This is a genomic window from bacterium (assembly GCA_024228115.1).
In the GTDB taxonomy this organism is placed as follows: Bacteria; Myxococcota_A; UBA9160; order UBA9160; family UBA6930.
The window spans coordinates 1-1,692 of sequence record JAAETT010000248.1 but is presented as its reverse complement, the minus strand read 5'-3'; the positions used below and the strand labels follow the sequence as shown (position 1 = coordinate 1,692).

Sequence of the window (1,692 nt, the reverse complement as noted above, 5' to 3'; positions counted from 1 at the left end):
TCTCACGCGCCAAGTCCAAGCCTGGCAAGACGATCGCAACCGAACGACGAAGGGCGTCGACTGGCAATTCACGACCCAACAAGCCCGCGTGAAACTGCGACGACTCTACCCCCAGCTTTTGGTGTGACAAGGGACTAGGATCCGCTGCGTTCAGAGATGAGGCGAGACTTTGTCGCCAACCTGTCGCCAAGCCCAATCCACTCTCGTAACTACCCGGAATCCTTCTATTCCCCCCCCCCTTTCCGCCTGGTTCGAATCCATGAGGGCCCACGCTTGACGTCGCGATCTTGCTCGGTTTTGGTGCGCGAACCCTTGTCGGACGCCTGGGCTGCGAAGGCGCACCTAGAGGGTGGCTCGAGCAGACGAGGTTGGTGCTCGAGTAGGGGTGGGTCGGGCTGGTCCCCAAAACGACTCAGGCGGATTCGACGAGCATCACCTCGCCTGCACTGATCCAATTCACCGCGACGCCTCGAACTGGCAGTGCGCCAACACTCCTCACGGCAGCCGCGTAGGCTGCCAGCTGTGGCCAGTACTCTCCGAAACGCCCCCGTCGGTCATCGATCTGGTCTGACTTGTGATCGATGATCCAGTAGCCGTCGCGAGTCTCGACGAGCAGGTCCATCGAGCCGTGGACGGTGCTGCCTTCATCGTTCAGGGCCAGGAAGGGTGCCTCGGTGCGTATCGCAGTCGGGGTGAGTTCGTGGGTCAACCATTCTTCGAATCGAGCGACCGCTGTACAGATGGCATCGACGCCTCCTTCCGGCAGGTCCGCGCCAGTGGCTCGAGCCAGGAACTCACGCCGTTCGGGGTGGCCGAAGAGAACTTCGAATGCGCGGTGCAGGAGGTTGCCGCGTTCGGCTGCACTGCCTCGCAGGCTTGTTTCGAATGGTTGGGCGTAGCTCACGGTTCGCAGGGGGCCTGGTACTGAGACGGTCGCCGTATGCAGCGCAGAGGGAGCGATCTGGTCCGGAGTGAGGGCACTCGGATCTGGCGCTTCGCAGGGAACGATTGCGCGGCGACCGAGCGTGGGAAGAGGAAGCTCGGTTTCGGGCGCTGTGATCTCGTCCCCTCCGGGTTCCGCGTGGATGACGCGGCAAGGGAAAGGTTCGCCACCCGCGGTCAGGCCGTCGGGTCCGAACTCGAGCCTGGCAGCTTTACGCAGCAGAGACCAGTAGGTGATCGCCTCGTCCTGACCGGTTTTGAGCTTCTCTCGCAGGTACTCGGGCCACTGGAGGATCACGCTCTCACGAGCTCGGGTGAGGGCGACGTACAGCAGGCGATGAGCGTTTCGCTGCCCCCGGCGTCGCAGGGGCTCCTTGAATCGGTCCTCTGCTTCGGCGGAATCGAAGTTCGGAGAGATTTCGAGGGATGCGCGGTCGAGGACTCCGTCGAGATCGCCAAAGTCCTCGAACCACACGGTGATGTCCGGTAGCCGTGGGTCAACGTTCTGGTCGAGGCCTGCGATGAGCACCACCGGCCATTCGCGCCCCTTGGCAGCGTGCCAGGTGTAAGCGGCCGGATATCGCCGTTCTTCCCGGGCTCGCCGGCGAAATGTAGACCCACCGCATGACAATCCGGGAGGAGGCGGCATGCGGGTGCAAGCGAACGGGAAGGTGAGGCGGTCGAGCGAGGAGTGGCGGGAGATTCTCGACCGGTTCGAGAGGAGCGGGATCTCGCAGCGGGAGTTCTGCC

General features: G+C 63.3%; 1 protein-coding gene. It reads right to left on the bottom strand.

The genetic code is table 11. The features are described from left to right. Positions 1–412 precede the first annotated feature (412 nt). Positions 413–1,474, bottom strand: coding sequence for a hypothetical protein (locus GY937_11680; GenBank protein MCP5057368.1), 1,062 nt, complete (start codon positions 1,472–1,474; stop codon positions 413–415). Positions 1,475–1,692: the final 218 nt, after the last annotated feature.